Raw genomic sequence first — 4,073 nt, forward strand, 5'->3', positions numbered from 1 at the left:
TAGGAGGCAGCTTTTATTTATGAAAGTCTATTAATCCATCATATTGCAAATGTAAGTTTCTATTCCTGCTTTTTCAGAGAAACCATACTCACCATCTTTTTCTTTAAAGTAGGCTTCTATACTTTCGGACGAGATGATTTTATTTGATCTCATATCGTCCGAAAGGCCTTTTCTAGCGGATATCCACGGTGCTTCTTTGTGGGTAATTTTCTCTAAAACTTTTCCACTATATCGCCCAAATGTATCAGAAACCAAATCTACTATATAGACATCACTCTCGGTTAACCTATCTTTATCACTCTGAATAATAGCAAATCGCACATCTTCAATTGGATTATACTTAAAATCCCTAAACATAAAGTAGATCTCCGGATAAACAGGTCCATGAACCCACGCCTGACACTCTTCTAAAAATATCGGCTTCCCGTTTTTCACATACGACAATCCCTGCACATAATAAAGCAGTTTTTGTAGCATCAATGGGGTAATTTCTTCTAGATTATCAAAGAGTCTAGAAATAACGCCTAATATTTTTTCAGATACCGAAAACAGACTCTCACATCTTTCGGCTGCACTCATTGATTTCGCAAAGGCTATGTCCTTTAGCTTATTTTCATTTTCTTCGAGACACGATTTCATATAGGAGGGATTAGTTAAGGCTTTCTTTATAACATCAGAATACTTTTTAGATGGAATCTGACCGGATAAATAGCGCTCAATGGTAACTTCGCCAAAGCCAAGGGCTAAAGACAAGGGTCTCTTTCCGATATCATATAGAGTCAGAAGTCTTTGAATATCCTCAATAGATACCAGTCCTTTAATAAATCTATATTGCTCGTCTATTTCTTTAATATTTTTATCAATGAGTCCGGGAATATTCACTTCCTTGCCACAATTATCACAAAAGGCTGTAGTAATACTAAACTGATATGTGCATCCTTTAATCTCCTTTGTTATATCCTTCTTTTTTAATGTGTAGGTGGTTGTTTCTCGACACTCTGTGCAGAAATCCCTTTCCCCTTTAATAATCATATTTATCATTCCTTTGGTTAGCAATTATCGCTGACATTAATCTTTAAAACAATATATAAGTTTATACTTTTGCTTGTGGAATGATATAACAATCAGGATTTTATTTTCTATCTTATTCAGTTTAATATATAATGGCACTATCACTAGATGCGACCCAAATCTTTCTAGCAATTCAACTTCTTTTCCAAATATGTACAGAAACTCATGCCCGTAACCTTCTTTTTGGTTCCTGCGAACCTCCGAAAAATCTTTAGCCGATAAGCTTAATAATATTTTTTCAGCCTCAGCTTCAGAGATCACATATTCTAAAAACAAGTCATTATTGTCACTTCTGGTAACATTCCTAGCAATCCTATAATCTCCAGCTCGAATCAAAGCCTTCGCTTCTTCTAAATAGGTTTCAACATCTTTTTCTGTTATAGCCAAGCCTCTTCTCCCGATTAACAGTTCGATTCGCTTTTTCATTTATTGTATCATTTAGCTGCCTTTTGTCAACGTTGAAACACATCTGCTATTCCCCTTATTTTAGATTGGCTATGTTCTGAACGGAATAGAAAAGAGCTGCTTCTCTAAGAGGCAGCTCTGATTTTTTATGAAGGTCTATTTAATTTTTGCAGCTAGAGGGTTTATTCTCAAGAGTTCATCTTCATTGACTTGAATAACTTCCGGAGTTTCGTTTGCAATCTTATTCAGTAAAACTTGAAAGAGGTCGGTACAGATATCTTTCCGGTTGGTAGTCCTTATTTTCTCACTATATTCAATAGCTTTTGTTGAAAAAATGCGATCACAATCGATCCTAGTAGTTCGCACAAAGGGATTCCTATGTGAACTACTCGGCTATTGAATAGCCGAGCATCTGATATACGGAGTAAAATAACAATACACCGCAGATTCAGGGTGGGTCCATGCCACCAATACTGCTTTTTACACAGCTACTTTTAGCACATTTGGCACTTGAATTTGTGAAGGTTCAAGCGTTACATTCTGATTCTTCTTTTTTAGATATACTCTCATTTGGCTTTATTTCACACAAAAAACGTGGTATTCTGGAATAAGCTATAGTGAAAGCAATGCGTTGTTTCAAAACAAAAGTTGTTTCAAAACAAAAAGGGTTATTAATGAATATTTATATAGATGAATCCGGAACCATAAATAATAAGCTAAGTAATGAATTTTTTATAATAACTTTGGTTGTTCCGGAGAGCACTCACTCTTTAAAAAGATCTTATAAACGATTTGTCTCCACCAATTACCCCACTTTGAAAACACTAGATTCTAAAAACAGAATGTTTCTCAATGATAAATTTCATGAGCTAAAAGGTTCTTGTTTCAATAGAGAATTAAAGCAAAAATTCATTCAGCATTTTTCCAAGAAAAATAATTTTAGTTTATTCTATATTGTGGCTGACAATTCAAGACTGAACAATACTTTTTGCTCAAATTCTTCTCGTGCCTTCAATTATTTATTGAAAAACGCCTTGGAATATTTTATCATACATGGGTATTTGCCTAGTGAAAATCATACCCTTCAATTAGATGAACGAAATGAGCGAACCGAATCGAAGTACTTTCTTGAAGACTACTTAAATACCGAGTTGTTTCTTACAAATATTAATCAAGGCTCTTTCAGTGTTCGATACTTCGACTCTGCAAATAACACTCTTATTCAAGTCGCTGACGTTCTATCTAATTTACTATATTCACACCTGAAAACCCAAGCTTATGATAAAGAAATTAATCTACTTAAACGCAACGGTTTACTGAAATTTATTTATTCCTTTCCGTTATAAAAATTTGACTTTTTTCGTATCTTTGCTATTATATACTTATAACCAACAGTAAGTCTTATTAATGTGCCGTCCTCTAGGTAAGCGGTATGTGTTATCGCCACAAATAAGCACTTGGTAAATAGCCACCTTCATAGGTGGCTATTTTTATGTGTCCTCGGGCCTACAGAATTTCCATAAGCTGATGAAAAATGGCAAAACTATAAAAACAGAAAGAATTACATAGCTTATGTCTTTTATTACCCAGCCAAAGATCATCAGTACGAATATAAGTAAGAGAGAAACAAAACGGTTTTTATTAGATTTATTTTTGTCACCATCTTTGTTTAAGTGCCTAAGTAAAACCCACAACACAAAAATCACAATAGGAAGAATAACTGTTTTGGGTTCATTTTTATAGGCATCCCCCATCAAAATAAATATAAAAGGCAGGAAAACCGACTCAATATATTGTACAGCTACACCACTAATCTCATGAAGTGATTGTATACTACTCTCTTTTTCTATAGAGCTATATCGCCTAACCGTTTTTAACTCTGAAAAGATATTCCTTATTAGACTCTTAGAAGAGCTACCTTGATTCCTTAATTTATAATTATTTAAAAACTCTTCACACACAATAAAATATATATTACTAAATCCAATACAAACCAACCCGGAATATAATTGCTGTTCAAAATCACTTATACAACCAGCCTCTATCAAAAAAGTTATTCCCATAGTTGCAATTGTCATATTATTCGCAATGCACCTTACGGTTTTTTCTATTATTCCCATAGTATCTACTTTATGCCTTTTTTAAAACTAACAGTTCTATTTTTTTGTAAATCTCTATAGCCTACTCTATACATCATGATTTCTCCCTTAGCCTAGGTTTCACAAGAAAAGACCCCTTGTACTTACACAAGGAGGTCCAGAGTCCTACAGACCAGCTAAGTTCAGACCCTTTGTGCTTACACTTTATCTAAGAGTTCTTCTGCGGCCTTCAATTCTTCTTCTAAATACAAAACTCGCTTCTTTAAACTATCAATTTCTCTCTCTTGCTTTTCGTACAAACTCAATCCAGGGGTATACTTTATTACTCCGCCATACCCTGCACTGTCAGTCAGATTGTGATGGGGGTCAAGCCACACAACATAAAATATTCCTTCCACAATAAAGCCTATTATCCTTCCCTTAGACTTATTGATTCGGAACTGCCAAAACTCATACTGACCACTATGCAATGGAGCTTTAGTGTTTGTTTTATCCCAC

General features: G+C 34.4%; 4 protein-coding genes and 1 pseudogene. 1 reads left to right on the forward strand and 4 read right to left on the reverse strand.

Annotation, left to right across the window (positions count from 1 at the left end; all coding sequences use genetic code 11):
• Positions 1–30: 30 nt before the first annotated feature.
• Positions 31–1,032, reverse strand: coding sequence for a type II toxin-antitoxin system antitoxin SocA domain-containing protein (locus tag ACLGL1_RS09705; protein WP_411008475.1), 1,002 nt, complete (start codon positions 1,030–1,032; stop codon positions 31–33).
• Between the two features lie 36 nt (positions 1,033–1,068).
• Positions 1,069–1,458: a hypothetical protein gene (locus ACLGL1_RS09710; RefSeq protein WP_411008476.1), complete on the reverse strand. Its 390-nt coding sequence runs from the start codon at positions 1,456–1,458 to the stop codon at positions 1,069–1,071.
• A 644-nt stretch (positions 1,459–2,102) separates the two neighbouring features.
• Between ACLGL1_RS09710 and ACLGL1_RS09715 the strand changes: the two genes are divergently transcribed.
• Positions 2,103–2,822, forward strand: coding sequence for a DUF3800 domain-containing protein (locus ACLGL1_RS09715; protein WP_411008478.1), 720 nt, complete (start codon positions 2,103–2,105; stop codon positions 2,820–2,822).
• A gap of 144 nt (positions 2,823–2,966) precedes the next feature.
• On the opposite strand, the gene ACLGL1_RS09720 is transcribed toward ACLGL1_RS09715, so the two are convergent.
• Both ACLGL1_RS09720 and ACLGL1_RS09725 read right to left on the reverse strand, forming a co-directional pair.
• Positions 2,967–3,554 carry a hypothetical protein gene (locus ACLGL1_RS09720; protein WP_411008477.1) on the reverse strand — a complete coding sequence of 196 codons (588 nt, stop codon included), beginning with the start codon at positions 3,552–3,554 and terminating at the stop codon, positions 2,967–2,969.
• A gap of 218 nt (positions 3,555–3,772) precedes the next feature.
• Positions 3,773–4,073 (reverse strand): annotated as a pseudogene (locus tag ACLGL1_RS09725) (hypothetical protein); the annotation flags it as partial.

The organism is Peptococcus simiae, from assembly GCF_046569735.1.
In the GTDB taxonomy this organism is placed as follows: Bacteria; Bacillota; Peptococcia; order Peptococcales; family Peptococcaceae; genus Peptococcus; species Peptococcus simiae_A.

Bases quoted from the DNA above. Each gene is read 5' to 3' on its own strand.
- ACLGL1_RS09705 (WP_411008475.1), bottom strand. From the start codon at position 1,032: ATGATTATTAAAGGGGAAAGGGATTTCTGCACAGAGTGTCGAGAAACA.
- ACLGL1_RS09715 (WP_411008478.1), top strand. From the start codon at position 2,103: ATGCGTTGTTTCAAAACAAAAGTTGTTTCAAAACAAAAAGGGTTATTA.
- ACLGL1_RS09720 (WP_411008477.1), bottom strand. From the start codon at position 3,554: ATGACAATTGCAACTATGGGAATAACTTTTTTGATAGAGGCTGGTTGT.